Genomic DNA, 14268 nt, shown 5'->3' with positions numbered 1-14268 from the left:
CGGCAGCCATGCGGATCATGGGAACGGAGCCTCGCCGGACGCCGGAGCGCACGCGCGACACGCTGGAACGCCTCCGTACGGAACGGGACGTCTGGGTGTCGACGGCTCATCCGGAGCGCGGGCCGCACCAGGTGCCCCTGTGGTTCTGGTGGGACGGGCGAGCGGTCTGGATGTGCACCGGCGCGACCTCCGTGACCGCCCGGAACGTGAGTGCGGAGCCGCGCGTGCGCCTCGCCCTGCCGGACACCTTCGACGTGGTGCTGCTCCAGGGCGAGGCCGAGTGCTTCCCCGGCGAGCGGGTGCCCCCGGACGCCGCGGAGGGGTTCGCCGGCAAGTTCGGCTGGGACCCGCGCGCCGAGGAGGGGCCCTTCGTGTACGTACGTGTGGTGCCGAGGACCGTGCGCGCCTGGCGCGGCGAGCCGGAACTGCGCGGCAGGGTCGTCATGCGCGACGGGACATGGGTGGGTCACCCCCGCCCGGGCGAGGGTGACCCACGGACCGGCGGCCAGGTCTCGAATCCGGCCTAGGCGCGTGGCAGTGAGGTGTTGATGACGGGGAGGGGCTCGGTCGTGCCGGAGACGTACATGTCCCTCGGGGCCGAGTGCAGTGTGAACGTGTCGTCGTAGTCGCGGACTCGTGCGAGCAGCATGAAGGTGCCGTCGGCCCTGGTGGTCGTCTTCACGCGGTACTGACTCTCCCAGTAGGTCTGCAGAAAGACCTCGGTGCCGCCGGGCCCGACTCCTTCGGGGAGGGCGACCCTGCCCTGGACGATCAGGATGTCGCCTGCCTTCAGTCTCTTCCTGTTGACCGTGTAGGTGACGGAGCTGGGCCTGGCGTCGGTGGTCACGGTGGTGTCGGCGAAGTAGCCGTCCTGCGGGGTGTTCAGGTCGCCGTCCTCGTCGTAGAAGGCCGTGATCTGCACCCCCTGCTGGACGTTGAGCAGACTGCTCGCGCCCACGTGGTCGATGGCGACGTCCGGGATCGTGAACCTGCCGTCGGCGTCGCTGACCGGCCTGCCCAGCTCGCGCGGCTCGTAGTAGGTGGGGTCGATCGGGTCGCCCCACGGGTTCCAGGTGGTGAAGCGGACGACCTCCTCGACGGTGACGGGGATGTGGGGCGCCGGGGTGCCGTCCGCCTTCGTGACGGTGCCGGTGACGTCGACACGGCGGTGGTCGTGGTCGGTGGTGGCCGGGTCGGTGCTCACGGTCAGCACGTAGGCGTCGCCGGGAGCGGCGTCCGCGGCGTTCGCGGAGACGGTGGGCGCGGACAGGGCTCCGGCGGTGAGCAGGAGCGCGGCGACGGTGGCGAGCCGCGTCGGCAGGGACTTCCTGGGCACAGGTCAACTCCTGGTTCGGTCGGGACAGCGAGAACGGTCGGGGCTGCGGATCGGGGCTGCGGATCGGGACTGAAGGAGTCGCGCCGGGCGGCACCGGTTCCGCCACGGCGCAGTTGTGCGACGCACCGGGTTCGACCGGCCGGGCGGAACGGGAGTTGTACCTGTGCGGGGCCCGTTACAGGGCTGTCGCAGGGGGCTGATTTGTACGGGTTTCGAGTTCACCTGGATGACGGCTGCGGGACGCCGGGCGTGCCCCGGGCGCACGCGGGGCGCCGAGGGTGAAATCCGGCAGGCGTGTTCCTGCGAATGCCCAGGGGTGGCGGCGAGGCGCATGGCTGACATGGGCATGACCCGCTGCCGGGAGTCACGGCAAGGGTTACGGCAGGAGCTACGCAGCCTACGGAGGAGCGATCGTGCGGGATGATTTCGAAATCCCGGAGACCCCGGAGACCCCGGAGACCCCGGAGACCCCGGAGATCCTGAAGAGTTGGGTCACGGAGAACGCCAAGAACGCAGTCGAGATGTACGCGAAGGAACTCCCCGAACACCACCGCGCGCGCAATGACGCGAGACTCTACGACGCGATCATGGAATTCGCGGTGTCCGTCCGCCGCCGCACCACCTCCCTCACCCGGGAGGGATCCCCGCTCTCGGACGACGACCTCTCCCACATCTCGACGATCGGACAGGACCGCGGGGCGAAGAGGTTCTCCGAACCGTCCCAGCGGAGCGCCCTCACACCACACACCGGCTCCATGCTGCGGGAGATCGGCGAGGCCCCCGCCACCCACGACTTGGACGGCCTGCTGCGGATGGTCACCTGGTTCTCCGCGCAGGCCGGCACGGCTCGCGGCGCCTATGCGCTCGCCTTCGAGAAGGGGCGCTCGCGCTCCCCTGCGCTGTCGGCGGTGGCGCGGGTCCAGGCGTGCGCGAAGCTGCTCCTCGCCGACGACCCCGCGGCCCCCGAGGCCACCCGGAACCTGGGGCTGCCCACTCCAGGCCGCTACGCCGTCACCGTGCTCCGCTTCCCGGCGTCAGGCACCCTGCCGGACAGCGGGGCGCGTGGCGCGCTGCTCGAACCGTTCCTCCTGAGCCATCGGGTGCCCATGATCTGGCGGCGGCCGGAGGAGTTCGTCGCGCTGGTCCCGGCCGACGACACCGACCCGGCCGCGGTGGACCGCCGCGTGCTCGCGCTCGCCCGGGACTTCGCGGCGGCCGTCGGACTGCCGTGCGCGGTCGGCACGGCCACCGGGGCGGTCTCCGCGCTGGCCGAGACCGCGCGGACGGCCCGGCTGGTCAGCAGGGCCGCGCCCGTCGCCGGTTCCCCCGACCGGGCCTGCACGGCCGCCGACGTGTTCGTCGAGATGGGACTGGTGCAGCTGCCCCAGCTCGACGACTGGTTACGCGACCTCACCGGGCGTCTGGCGGAGGGGCCCGATCTCGTGGCGACGCTGGACGCCTACTATCGCGCCGACATGAACCGGCTGCGGGCTTCTGCCGTGCTGCACGTCCATCCGCGCACCCTGGACTATCGGCTGCGCCGGGTGCGGGCTCTGACCGGTGTGGACCCCGGTTCCACCAGGGGTGTGCGTCTTCTCAGCAGCGCTGTGGCGCGGGTGCGGGCTGGGGCTTGGGGCTGAGTTTGGCGCGGGGCGCGGAGCGCGTGCGCGGGGCATGCGTGGTGCGGCGCGGCGCGGCGCGTGCGTGGCGCCGGGCATGCGTGGCGCCGGGCGTGCGCCGGGCATGGCGGAGGCGGCGGCCCGGGGATCGGGGTCGCCGCCTTCGCGTACGGGGGTTTTGCCTTGCCGGGCGGGCCGGTGTCGGCCCCGCGCCCCGCTGGGAGGCCGGTGGTGTGGCTGCGGGTGCGTCGTGGCTGGTCGCGCAGTTCCCCGCGCCCCTGACGGGGCGCCCGTGTCGGGCCGGGACCCATGATGGGCCGGGACCCTGATGGGGCCGCGCGACTCTGACGGGCTGCGGCCCTGACGGGTCGGGGCGCTGACGGGCTGCGGCCCTGACGGGTCGGGGCGCTGACGGGCTGCGGCCCTGACGGGTCGGGACGCTGACGGGCCGCGGCCTTGACGGGTCGGGGCGCTGTCGGGGCGGGATCTAGTGGGTTGGGCTCAGTACCAGCCGTTGGCCTGCCAGAAGTTCCATGCGCCCACCGGGCTGCCGTAGCGGTCGTTCATGTAGTCGAGGCCCCACTTGATCTGGGTCTTCGCGCTCGTCTTCCAGTCGGAGCCCGCGGAGGACATCTTCGAGGCGGGCAGGGCCTGGACCAGGCCGTAGGCGCCGGAGGAGGAGTTCGTGGCGTCGACGTCCCAGCCGCTCTCGTGCTCGACGATCTTCGAGAACGCCTTGTACTGGGCGTCGTCGTGGATCATCTTCTGCGCGATCGTCTTGGCCGACGCGGAGGAGGCCACCGTGGGGGTCGCGGCCTGGGCGGGGCCCGCCGCGACGACCATGCCGGCGGTGGCGGCCGCCACGGCGGCGCCGGTGAGGGCCTTCTTCGGGGTGGCGATGAGACGAATACGGGTGGAGAAGGACACGGAGAACCTTTTCTTCGGGGACGGGACGGTCGCTCGTACGCCCTGACGTCCAGCCCTGGCATGCGGCGGCGCCGAGGCCCTGAGGGGCACGTCGGCGCCTTGCGACTCCACCAATGAACCAGGCCGGAAGCCTGTCCGCAATGACCCCTTTTGCTAGTTGTGGTCGTACCCGTCGCGAAAGGTCCCTCTGTGATGTGGCTCTCAATCCGCAGGTCAGAGGCGGTTGGACCGTGGGCATGACAAGAGTCGCGGTCTACGGTCGCCCGTAGTGGAGGACCAAGGTCCTGTGGGCCGCCTCACGAGCTGAGCACGGTCCGCGTGACAGCATGTAGTTGCTGTTTCTACAGAGTGCGGCCGGGTGGTGTGACCGGCGCCGCACCATCGTGCTCGCCGGCGTTGGTGCCATCATGGTCACCGTCGCGGTCACTGTCTGGGGCCGCGAACGTGACCGGCGTCTCGAAGGCCGCCCTGCGCGTGGCCCGGCGGAGCGCCTTGAGGACCGTCGCGCCGAGAGTGAGGGTCAGGACGACCGTCACCGTGGCCCGGCCCAGGTCCCAGCCGAGCGAAGTGGCCAGGCAGTACGCGACGAACCGGGCCAGATTCGTGTGCATGGCGTCGTGCGCGTCGAAGGCCACGTTCGACGACAGCGCGTCCATGAAGGGCCAGCCCGCCAGATTCATGAAGGTGCCGTACGCGAAAGCCGCCACGAAGCCGTACGCGGCCAGCATCGCCAGCTCGCCCCGGCCCCGCAGCCGGTCCGGGCCCGGAAGCAGCCCCGCGCCCATGGTGAACCAGCCCATGGACAGCATCTGGAACGGCATCCACGGCCCGACCCCGCCCGTGAGCAGCGCGGACGCGAACATCGTGACCGACCCGAGGACGAAGCCGAACCCCGGCCCCAGTACCCGTCCGCTCAGCACCATCAGGAAGAACATCGGCTCGATGCCCGCCGTACCGGCTCCGATCGGGCGCAGCGCGGCCCCGGTCGCGGCCAGCACCCCGAGCATGGCCACGGCCTTGGGGCCGAGACCCGACTCGGAGATCGTCGCCGCGACGACCCCGACCAGCAGCACGAGCAGCCCCGCGAACAGCCAGGGCGCGTCCTTCGAGTGGGCGCCCACCTGCGAGGACGGCCCGCTGAAGAAGGGCCAAGTCAGCGCTGCCAGCCCGACGGCACCGACCAGGGCGAGGGCGGCGACGGAACGCGGGCCCAGCCGGATGGGTCGGGCCTGGGCCTGGGGCCGGGTCCGGGGCCGAGGCTGGGCTTGGGGGCGGATGTTCATGAGCGTGCGCCCCCTGCCGCCGGCCCTGACGCGTTCAGCGCCTCGCGCACCTGGGAGACCGTGAGCCACTTCTGCGGGGAGAGGATCTTGGTGACCTGCGGGGCGAAGGACGGGGAGGCGACGACGACCTCCGCCGTCGGGCCGTCGGCGACGGGTTCGCCGTCCGCGAGGATGACGACCCGGTGCGAGAGCTCGGCGGCCAGCTCCACGTCGTGGGTGGCGAGGACGATGGCGTGGCCCTCGGCCGCGAGCGCCCGCAGCAGCGTGACCAGACGGGACTTGGCCGCGTAGTCGAGGCCGCGGGTCGGCTCGTCGAGGAGGATCAGGGGCGGCCGGGCCGTCAGTACGACCGCCAGGGCCAGCGTGAGCCGCTGCCCCTCCGACAGGTCGCGCGGATGCGTGTCGTCCGCGATGCCCGGAAGCAGTTCGGACACCAGGGCCCGGCAGGTGCCCGCGCCGGCCCCGGCGTCCGAGTCCGCCGCCGCGCACTCCCCGGCCACGGTGTCCGCGTACAGCAGGTCCCGGGGCTCCTGCGGTACGAGGCCGACGTGGCGGATGAGGTCACCGGGCGCCGTGCGATGGGGCTGGAGCCCGCCGACGCGGACCGAACCCGCCGACGGGGGAACGAGACCGACGAGGGCGGAGAGCAGAGTCGACTTGCCTGCGCCGTTGCGGCCCATCAGTGCGACGGTCTCGCCGGGGGCGACGGACAGGGTGACGTCGTGGAGCACCTCGGTGCGCCCACGGCGGACGGCGAGGCCGGTGACCACGGCCGGGTGGGCGGTGGTCACCGGTGTCCCGGGCGGGCGTCTGCGGAAGAGCCGGGGGCGGCGGGCGGGGGCCGTGGCACCCACCGGGGGCGCGGGTACGGGGCCGGGGGCGCCCGGTCCCTCGTACGGGAGTGCCCGCAGGCGGTTCCGCAGGTCTCCCGCTCTCCGGCGGGCGTCCCGGACCGTGAGGGGCAGGGGGGTCCATCCGTCGAGCCGGCCCAGGGCCACCACGGGTGGGTACACCGGCGACACGGCCATGACCTCGGCCGGTGTGCCCAGCAGCAAGGGGGCGCCGGGGGAGGTCAGGAGGGCGACCCGGTCGGCGTACTGCACGACGCGTTCCAGGCGGTGTTCGGCCATCAGGACCGTCGTGCCGAGGTCGTGGACGAGACGCTGGAGGACCGCGAGGACCTCTTCCGCGGCGGCCGGGTCGAGGGCCGAGGTCGGTTCGTCGAGGACCAGGACCTCGGGGTGCGGGGTGAGGACCGAGCCGATCGCGACCCGCTGCTGCTGTCCGCCGGAGAGCGTGGAGATGGGGCGGTCGCGCAGGTCTGCGAGGCCCAGCAGGTCCAGGGTCTCCTCGACGCGGCGGCGCATCACGTCCGGCGCGAGGCCCAACGACTCCATGCCGTAGGCGAGTTCGTCCTCGACCGTGTCGGTGACGAAGTGCGAGAGCGGGTCCTGCCCCACCGTGCCGACCACGTCGGCGAGTTCACGGGGTCTGTGCGTGCGCGTGTCACGGCCCGCGACCGTCACGCGCCCGCGCAGGGTGCCGCCCGTGAAGTGCGGGACCAGTCCGCTCACGGCACCGAGCAGCGTCGACTTGCCGACCCCGGAGGGGCCGACCAGCAACACCAACTCACCCTCGGGAACCGTTAGTTCGATGTCGCGGACGGTGGGCTCCGGCGCTCCGTCGTACGTCACGGAGACATCCTCGAAGCGGATCATGAGGGCTCCTTGACGGTGGTACGGATGTCCGAGAGGGCGGGGGCGGGCGCAGGGGCGGGGGCGACGAAGGCGGGGAGGAGGCCGAGGAGGATCGCCGCCGCGGGCCACAGCGGAAGCGTCGGCGCGATGAGGGGGACGACACCGGGGTGCAGGGCCGCGTAGGCGTACGCGTCGGTCGAGGCGTACAGGACGATGAGCGCGGCGACGGCGGCCCCGGACCCGGCGACCAGCCACGCGCGTACGCCCCAGGAGTCCGGCCGGTAGCGGGTGCGCAGCGAGCGGCGACCGCCCAGCCACAGGCCGCCCAGGGAGGCGGCGAGTCCGGTGAGCAGCACGGGCAGACCGTAGGTGCCGCCCTCCGCGGTGAGCAGGCCGTACGTGCCCGCGCAGACCCCGACCAGGCCGCCGAGCGTGAGGGCGGCGGTGGTGCGGCGTACACCCGCGGGGACCTCGGCGGAACGGCCGTACCCGCGCGCGTCCATCGCCGCCGCGAGCGCCACCGAACGCTCCAACGCGCCCTCCAGGACCGGCAGTCCGACCTGGAGCAGCCCGCGCAGACCGTGGTCGGGACGGCCGCGCAGCCGCCGGGCCGCGCGCAGCCGCTGGACGTCGGCGATCAGGTTCGGGGCGAAGGTGAGGGCGACCACGACGGCGACCCCCGCCTCGTACAGGGCGCCCGGGAGCGATTTGAGGAGGCGGGCAGGGTTCGCGAGGGCGTTCGCGGCGCCCACGCAGATGAGGAGCGTGGCGAGTTTCAGGCCGTCGTAGAGGGCGAAGACCAGGCCTTCGGCGGTGACCCGGCCACCGACGCGAATGCCCTGCGCCCAGTCGGGGAGCGGGAGTTCGGGGAGGGTGACGAGGGTGTGCGTGCCCGGAATGGGCGAGCCGAGGAGGACGGCGAAGGCCAGCCGGATGCCGAGCACGGCGAGCGCGAGCTTCACGAACGCGCCGTACGAACGGGCCCAGGGAGCCTCCGTCCGGCGCGCCGCCACCACGTAACCGGCGACGCCGACGAGGAGGGCGAGGAGGAGGGGGTTGGTGGTGCGGGACGCGGCGGTCCCGAGGCCCAGGGCCCAGATCCACCAGGCGCCGGGGTGGATGGCGTTGGTGCGGGTCGCTCGGGGGGCGCGCAGGCGCGACCAGGGCAGGGCGGTGCGCATCGCGGGGGCTCCGGGGGTCCCTGGGGTCCCTGGGGTCCCGGCCCTGTGCTCCTGGCCGGTGTTTTCGCCGTTGGTCTTGCTGTTGGTCTCGCCGCTGATCTCGCAGTTGATCGCGCCGTTGGTCTCACTGGTGGTCATCGTCCGTGCCCCGTCGTCAGCCGCGGCGACGGCGGGCCTGCCAGGTCGCTGCCGCGCCCAGGACGGCCACGGCGGCGATTCCGGTCAGCAGGCCCACCGAGGGTCCGCCGTCTCCGTCTCCGTCCCCGTTTCCGCTTCCGTCCCCGTTTCCGGGTTCGCTCGCCGCGCGTGGCGGTGGGGAAGCCCCGGGGCTTTCGCCCGACCCCGTGTCGTCCGACACGGCCTCGCCGCAGCCCGTACGGGGGTAGCCCGCGATGGCGCACAGCAGGGCGTTCGTGTCGTAGCGCAGGGGCTTGGCGACGGCGGCGAGGGCGTCCGCGGTCGTCGCGTCCTCGTCGACGCGGGCGCAGACCGTACGCGGGCTCGGATCCGGCGGGGTCGAACCGGACGGCGCGTCCTCCGCCGTACCGAAGTCGAGGACGAGCGCGACCCGCTTGGCGCCCTCCCGCGCGGGCGTCTTCGCGCAGATCGCCGCGAAACCGCTCTCCCCGCGAGGCTTCGCCGAGTGCTTCGAGTCCTCGCTCACCGAGAAACGGAAACCCTGGACGTCCCCGTCGGCAGGGCGCGCGGTCGACGGGCCCTGGGTCGCGTACACCCACGTACCGCCGGCGGAATCGCGGTCCCAGAAGGACCAGTAGCGATAGCCGACCGCCCGGGCCTGCCCCGCCGTGCCGAGTACGGCGAGCAGGAGGCCCAAGACCAGCAGGGCGCGCAGGGCCGGGCGGTTACGGGTCACGGCTGCTGCTGCTTCCTGGTCCGGGTGCTGAGGAGGAAGCCGACGCCGATGCCGCCGACCAGGCCGACACCGACGATCCACCAGACGCTGACCCCGCCGTCGTCCTCGTTCGCGCCCTCGGAGGCCTGCTTGTCGTCCCTGTCGTCCTTGTCGCTCTTGCCGTCCTTGGCGGCGGGTTCTGCCGCCGGGCCGGTCGCGCCGAGCTGCTTCACCAGGTCGGCGCCGCCGAAGTCGCGCGGGTCCGTCCCCGTGGCGTGCGCCGCGAAGATCAGCTGCGCGTACGCGGCCGGGCCGCTCTCCGCCGCCCAGGAGCCGGAGTTCTTCTCCAGCCAGGCCAGCGGCTTGCCGGCGTCGGCCGGCCGGCCCGCCGCCGCGAGCGCGACGACCGTGTCGGCGGTGTTGCCGTAGTCGGGCTGGTCCTCGGCGCCCGCGAGGGCGGACTCCAGGTGACCGGTCTTGGCGACCGCGCCGACGAGGTACGCGGCGCCGTTGGCCGCGGCCTGCTCCGGGGTGGGGGAGTCGCCGCCCGCGCACTCGGCGGCCTTGCCGGTGTCGGTGCCGGTGCGGGAGGGCGTGGCGGACGGCCCGTCGTCCTCGGGGTCCGTCACCAGACCCTCGCCGAGTGCGCCGAGCACGCCCGCGGCCGTGGCGTCGGCGTTCGCCGCGAGCTTGCCCTTCTTGTCGGGCTGGAAGGCGAAGGCGCCGCCGTCGCTCCCGCTGTCCTTGTCGCCCTTGCCGCAGGGGAGGGCGAGGCCGAGCAGGGCGTCGTACGGTGTCCGGTCGTCCTTGGACCGCAGGTCCTCGGTGTCGGTGTCCGCGGCTTCCAGGGCCCCGATGACGACGGACGTCGAGTTGGTGTCGCTGGCGCCGCCGGGGAGATAGCCCCAGCCGCCGTCCTCGTTCTGCACGGACTTCAGCCACTTCACGGCCGCACCGGTCACCGCGTCGTCGGCGTCGAGCGCGGTCAGGGCCTGGAGTGCGGCGCCGGTGCTGTTCGTATCGGTCTGCGTCTTGGTGTCGCACTTCGTGGCCGGGTCCGCGCGGTAGGCCGCGAAGCCGCCGTTCGCGCACTGCTGGCCGGTGAGCCAGTCGACGGCCTTCGCCGCGGGCCGCACGCCCACGGTGTGCTGGGCGAGCAGCGCCAGCGACTGCCGCCAGACACCGTCGTACGTCGGGTCGGTGCTGCCGTACAGGCCCGAGGGGAGCGCGGGGGCCGACGGGGACGGGGACGCGGAGGGTGACTCGTCGGCGAGGGCGGCCGGCGCGAACGCCGTACCGATCACGGCGGTGGCGGCCAGTACCGCGGCGCTGCGGCGGACAAACATGATCGGCGGGTGCCTCTCTGTACTCAGCGGTTCGCCGACGGGGGTGCCCCTTCGGCTCTCCCGGTGCGGGAGGAGCCGGGCAGCCCGGAGCCCCGGGCGGCTCGGCTCCGTATGCCTCGACGGTGCCGGTCACCGGGGGTCCCGGTGACGCGAGCCGGTCACGTTCGGTACGGGGCAATCCGGCTTGCCGCCCGCGGCGGACGGGGCGGCACACGGCTGCGGGTCAGCGCCGGATTTGCACCGGCTTCCCCCCGTACGAGTGTGATGACGACCTGCTCACTGTACCGGCCCGTAGGAACGCGGGTGCGTGCCGGCGGGGTGGTTCGGGAGTGGCTTGGCTGCGGGCCGGTGGGGGCTGGCCGCGCAGTTCCCCGCGCCCCTGGGAGGCGGGCTGCGCCCTGGCCTGATCCCCTTGGCTGCGGGCCGGTGGGGGCTTGTCGCGCAGTTCCCCGCGCTCCTGGGAGGTTGGGGTGGGGGTTGGATGGATCGGGGCGTAGCCCCGGCTTGTAGGGGCGCGGGGAACTGCGCGGCCAGCCCCCACCGGCCCGCACCCGGGACGCACCCCCCTGCCCCCCTAACCCCCTAGCCCCCCACCCGCGCCGGCAAGGCGGACGCGTGGGTGGGTTGGCAGAGGATCAGGGTCAGGTCGTCGGTCGGGGGGTGGGTCGTGTGGGTGAGGAGGCGGGCGTACAGGGTGTTCAGAGCCTCGTCGGGGAGGGGCTCCCGTAGGGCGTGGGTCGCTTCCGTGAGGAAGGGGAAGAGCGTGCCGTCGGGGGCGCGTGCCTCCGTCAGGCCGTCGGTGTAGAGGAGGAGGCGGTCGCCCGGCTGAAGGCGTACGCGGTACTGGAGGGGGTCGGGGCTCAGCCCCAACGGGAGTGCGGTGACGGCCGGTTCGAGCAGTTCCACCCGCTGGCCGGAGCGCAGCGGCGCGGGATGGCCGCAGTTGACCAGCCGTACCTCGCCCGGGGCGAACTCCGCGAGGAGCGCGGTGACGAAGTCCTCCGGGCCCAGGTCCGGCGCGAGGCGTTCGTCCAGGCCGGTGGCGAGGGACGGCAGGTCGGGGACGGTGTGGGCGAGTTCGCGGAAGGCGGCCACCGTCTCGGCGGTCAGCCGGATGGCCTCCAGGCCGTGTCCGCGTACGTCACCGACGAGGACCCGCAGACCGAAGGAGGTCACGGCGACGTCGTACAGGTCTCCGCCGAGCGCCGACTCGCGCACGGCGCAGTGGTAGCGCGTGGAGACGTGCGTGCCGGCGAGGTCGCGGGAGAGTGGCCGCACGATGGCCTCCTGGGTGATCCGCGCGACCTCGCGCACCTCGGCGAGCTGTGCGAGGAGCCGGTCCCGCTGCCGGACGGCGTGCACGGTGAGCCCGCAGCCGAGCAGCAGTTGCGTGAAGGTGACGGCGGGCGGGACCTGGTCCAGCAGGAGCGCCGGGGCGGCGATGAGCACGCAGATCGCCGAGGGAGCGAGGAGCCGCCCCTGCGAGAGCTTGCGGAGGTCTCCGGACGAGCCGCACCGGGGAGGCCGGCCCCGGTCGCGTAAGCCCCGATCGCGTAAGCCCGGGTCGCGTAAGCGTCGCCACCGGCCGCGTCGCGTCTCCTTGCTGTCGCGGGTCATCCGCTCGCTCCGCTCTCTCCCCGCCCCGCTCGACGGCCTTCGCGACGGCCTTCGCGCGACGGTCTCCGAATATCCCCTTCCGCTCCCGCCCGGACAGGGTGTTGATCGGATCTCGACGCAATGTGCTCGGAAGCGACGGCGTGGGACCGACTTCGTCCGCGGCTCGGGGGAGCGGTTCGAAGTGGCGCGCCGGCCGCGTCAGACTGGCCGGGTTGCGCGATCCCGCGGGGCTCGCTCGTATGCCGTGCAGGGGACCGTGCGGGGAGGGGCGTTGCCGTGCCGGAGAACACGACGGCCGAGGGACGGTCGGGGAACCTGCCACCGGAGACCCGGAGCTTCGTCGGCAGACGACGGGAACTGGCCCGGCTCGACGAGCTGCTGGATCCGGCGCGTGCGGGGCAGGGGCGTCTGGTGACGCTCGTCGGGACCGGTGGCGTCGGCAAGACCCGGCTGGCCCTGAACGCCGCCCGCCGCGCCTCGCCCCGGTACCCGGACGGCGTCTGGTTCGTCGAACTGTCGCCGCTGCGCGCCCAGGGCCTGGTGGGCTTCGCCGTCGTGGAGGCGCTGCGGCTCGCCGACCGGTCGACGTCCCCAGTGACCGAGGTGCTCGCCGACTGGCTCGCGGACAAGAAGGCGCTGATCGTCCTCGACTCCTGCGAACACGTGCTCCCCGACTGCGCGGACCTCGTCCGCGCCCTGCTGCCCGCCGCGCCCGGCCTGCGGTTCCTGGCCACCGGCCGGGAGCACCTCGGCCATCCGTCGGAAGTCCGCGTACAGATCGACCCGCTGCCGGTCGGCGACGAGGACGGGGCCGCCGGCCCGGGAGGGCTTCCGGGTGACGCGCTCGACCTGTTCGCCCAGCGGGCCGCCGAGGCGTACGCCGGCTTCGTGCTCGACGAGGACTCGGCCGGCCCGGCCGCGGCCGTCTGCCGCCGGCTGGACGGCATCCCGCTGGCCATCGAACTGGCCGCCGCCCGCCTCGGCGAACTCTCCCTCGGCGAACTCGACGAACGGCTCGGCGAGCGGCTGCCGTCCCCGCTCGACCTCCTCGCCACCGGGACCGAGGAGGGGCCACTGCGCCACCGCACCCTGCGCACGGCCATCGGCTGGAGCCATGAACTGTGCGCCCCCGTCGAGCGGTTGCTGTGGGCGAGGCTCTCCGTGTTCACCGGCGGCTTCGACCTGGCCGCCGCCGAGGACGTCTGCTCCGGCGGCCCCCTGCCCGCCGGACGGATCGCGGCCCTGCTGGAACGGCTGGTCGAGCAGTCGATCGTGCTGCGCCACCGCACGGACGAGCGGCGCTTCCAACTCCTGGACAGTGTCCGGGACTTCGGCGGCGACTGGCTGCGCGCCCTCGGCGAGGAGCGCACCCTGCGGCTGCGTCACCTCGACCACTACCGCAGCCTCGCGCGCACCGGCTGCACGCAGTGGAACACCGGCCGTCAACTGCTGTGGTGCGAGCGCGTGATCGCCGAACACGACAATCTCCGTACCGCCATGGACTGCGCGCTGGCCGAGCGCGACGGCCCCACCGCCCTGCGCACGGCGGCCGACATCGGCTTCCTGTGGCGTCACTGCGGCTATCTGCGGGACGCGCAGCACTGTCTCGACCAGGTGCTCACCGCCGATCCGGCGCCCGGCCCCGACCTCGTACGGGCCCTGTGGGCGAGGGCCGCGGTCGCCCTCCTCCAGGGCGACCTGGACAGCGCCGAACGCTGGGCGGCGGTGTGCTCGGCGGCGGCCGTGGAACAGGGCGACCCGGTGGCCGTCGTCGGCGCCGCGTACGTCACCGGCGGGCAGCTGCTCCTGCGCGGACGGCTCGGCGAGGCGCTGGTGGTGCTCTCCGCGGCCGATCTGCTGCCGGTCCGCGACGACTGGCTGGGCTCCGCCCAGCTCCAGGTGCGGCTCGCCCTCTCGATGACCCACCTGCTGCGCGGGGACCTGCCGGGCGCCAGGGCGGTCGCCGACGAGGTCCGCGCGGAGAGCGGGCGGCGCGGCGAGCGCTGGGCGGGCGCCTTCGCCGAGTGTTTCCTCGCCCAGATCGACCTGGCCGAGGGAGACCTGGCCGCGGCGGCGCGCAACGCCCGTACGGCCGTCGTGGCGCACTCCCTGCTGAACAGCACGCTCGGGGTCGCCCACACCCTCGACATCCTGGCCTCGGCGGTGGTGGCGACCGGTGACGGGTGGCGCGCGGCCCGGCTGCTCGCGATCGGCCAGCGCATCTGGGAACGTCTCGGCAGTGCCCAGATGCAGTCACCGGACCTGATGTCCGCCCGCCGCGCCTGTGAAAACCTGGTCCAGGAGAAGATCGGCACCGAGGCCTACACGCGGGCGTACGCGGAAGGGCTGGCCATGTCGTACGCGAGGGGTGTCGCGTACGCGGCGGAGGACCTGCACGGTGTCTGATGT

11 protein-coding genes and 1 riboswitch are annotated in these 14268 nt (G+C 73.5%); of the genes, 3 read left to right on the top strand and 8 right to left on the bottom strand.

Annotation, left to right across the window (positions count from 1 at the left end):
• The first annotated feature begins 8 nt into the window (after positions 1–8).
• Positions 9–527 carry a pyridoxamine 5'-phosphate oxidase family protein gene (locus C6Y14_RS21835; protein ID WP_107018449.1) on the top strand — a complete coding sequence of 173 codons (519 nt, stop codon included), beginning with the start codon at positions 9–11 and terminating at the stop codon, positions 525–527.
• Here the strand turns inward: C6Y14_RS21835 and C6Y14_RS21830 are convergent.
• Positions 524–1336 carry an acyl carrier protein gene (locus C6Y14_RS21830; protein ID WP_107018448.1) on the bottom strand — a complete coding sequence of 271 codons (813 nt, stop codon included), beginning with the start codon at positions 1334–1336 and terminating at the stop codon, positions 524–526. The two genes, C6Y14_RS21835 and C6Y14_RS21830, sit on opposite strands and share 4 nt — an antisense overlap.
• Positions 1337–1749: 413 nt before the next feature.
• On the opposite strand from C6Y14_RS21830, the gene C6Y14_RS21825 reads away from it, so the two are divergent.
• Positions 1750–2976, top strand: a complete 1227-nt coding sequence (locus C6Y14_RS21825) for a PucR family transcriptional regulator (RefSeq protein ID WP_107018447.1) — start codon at positions 1750–1752, stop codon at positions 2974–2976.
• Between the two features lie 480 nt (positions 2977–3456).
• Here the strand turns inward: C6Y14_RS21825 and C6Y14_RS21815 are convergent, their stop codons facing one another.
• From C6Y14_RS21815 to C6Y14_RS21785, 7 genes are all read right to left on the bottom strand, one after another.
• Positions 3457–3882, bottom strand: a complete 426-nt coding sequence (locus tag C6Y14_RS21815) for an aggregation-promoting factor C-terminal-like domain-containing protein (protein WP_107018445.1) — start codon at positions 3880–3882, stop codon at positions 3457–3459.
• A gap of 341 nt (positions 3883–4223) precedes the next feature.
• Positions 4224–5165 (bottom strand): ECF transporter S component, encoded by a 942-nt coding sequence (locus C6Y14_RS21810; RefSeq protein ID WP_107018444.1) that lies wholly within the window; start codon positions 5163–5165, stop codon positions 4224–4226.
• Positions 5162–6883 carry an ABC transporter ATP-binding protein gene (locus tag C6Y14_RS21805; RefSeq protein ID WP_107018443.1) on the bottom strand — a complete coding sequence of 574 codons (1722 nt, stop codon included), beginning with the start codon at positions 6881–6883 and terminating at the stop codon, positions 5162–5164. The genes C6Y14_RS21810 and C6Y14_RS21805 overlap by 4 nt, the downstream gene beginning before the upstream one ends.
• Positions 6880–8043 (bottom strand): CbiQ family ECF transporter T component, encoded by a 1164-nt coding sequence (locus C6Y14_RS21800; RefSeq protein WP_107018610.1) that lies wholly within the window; start codon positions 8041–8043, stop codon positions 6880–6882. The genes C6Y14_RS21805 and C6Y14_RS21800 overlap by 4 nt, the downstream gene beginning before the upstream one ends.
• Positions 8044–8197: 154 nt before the next feature.
• Positions 8198–8917 (bottom strand): SCO2322 family protein, encoded by a 720-nt coding sequence (locus tag C6Y14_RS21795; protein WP_225891200.1) that lies wholly within the window; start codon positions 8915–8917, stop codon positions 8198–8200.
• On the bottom strand, positions 8914–10242 hold the full coding sequence (locus C6Y14_RS21790) for a prenyltransferase/squalene oxidase repeat-containing protein (protein WP_107018442.1): 1329 nt from the start codon (positions 10240–10242) through the stop codon (positions 8914–8916). Before C6Y14_RS21790 ends, C6Y14_RS21795 begins: the two co-directional genes overlap by 4 nt.
• 172 nt (positions 10243–10414) lie before the next feature.
• Positions 10415–10493, bottom strand: a riboswitch (cobalamin riboswitch).
• A gap of 331 nt (positions 10494–10824) precedes the next feature.
• Complete coding sequence (locus tag C6Y14_RS21785) at positions 10825–11691, bottom strand: PP2C family protein-serine/threonine phosphatase (protein WP_225891199.1); 867 nt, start codon at positions 11689–11691, stop codon at positions 10825–10827.
• Between the two features lie 444 nt (positions 11692–12135).
• Between C6Y14_RS21785 and C6Y14_RS21780 the strand changes: the two genes are divergently transcribed.
• Positions 12136–14265 (top strand): ATP-binding protein, encoded by a 2130-nt coding sequence (locus C6Y14_RS21780; protein ID WP_225891198.1) that lies wholly within the window; start codon positions 12136–12138, stop codon positions 14263–14265.
• The last annotated feature ends 3 nt before the right edge of the window (positions 14266–14268 follow it).

It is taken from the genome of Streptomyces dioscori, assembly GCF_003024195.1.
In the GTDB taxonomy this organism is placed as follows: domain Bacteria; phylum Actinomycetota; class Actinomycetes; order Streptomycetales; family Streptomycetaceae; genus Streptomyces; species Streptomyces dioscori.
Note: the sequence above shows the minus strand (reverse complement) of the source record. Positions and strands in the feature narration are given on the sequence as shown.